At 33.5% G+C, this 617-nt stretch carries 1 protein-coding gene; it reads left to right on the forward strand.

Going from position 1 to position 617, the window contains the following annotated elements; genetic code table 11:
- The coding region (locus tag RL70_RS18090; protein ID WP_039044601.1) for a hypothetical protein at window positions 1-617 on the forward strand (617 nt) is incomplete at both ends.

Here is a 617-nt window from a genome sequence, read left to right on the forward strand (position 1 = left end):
AGGATATAAAGAGTTTAAGAACAGAAAATTCTAAAACATTTATAAATGATGATGGAAGTTACACCTCGAAAATTGCTCAAGAATCTATCCACTTCAAGAACGAAAAAGAGGAGTGGGAAGAAATCGACAATAAACTGACAGAAAGTTTAGATAATAAAACGTATGAAAACAAGGCTAACGAATTTTCTGTTAATGTAAACAAGTCATTCAATAAAGAGGGTGAAAATGTAAGTGTACAAGATGGAGATAAGATGTTCAATCTTGGGTTAGAACCCATTAACGGTGTTAATAATAAGACCTCACTTCGTTCATTCGACCCCGATACTCGTTCCCAAGGAGTTGTCAAAGAAGAAACGATAACATATCCAAATGTTTATAGTCACATAGATATCCGTTATTCCATTGGATCGGATCGTATTAAAGAAGATATTATCTATAAAGAAAAGCCTACAGGTGGATTCCCTGACAAATTCATATACAAAATGAATTTAGAAGGCCTGGATGCAGTAAAAGAAAATGATATGATCTTTTTAATCGACCCACAGACCAAAGAAAAATTATATTATGTTGATGCTCCATATATGTACGATTCATATGTTCCCGAAGGATTTACGGTC

It is taken from the genome of Sporosarcina sp. ZBG7A, assembly GCF_000813425.1.
In the GTDB taxonomy this organism is placed as follows: Bacteria; Bacillota; Bacilli; order Bacillales_A; family Planococcaceae; genus Sporosarcina.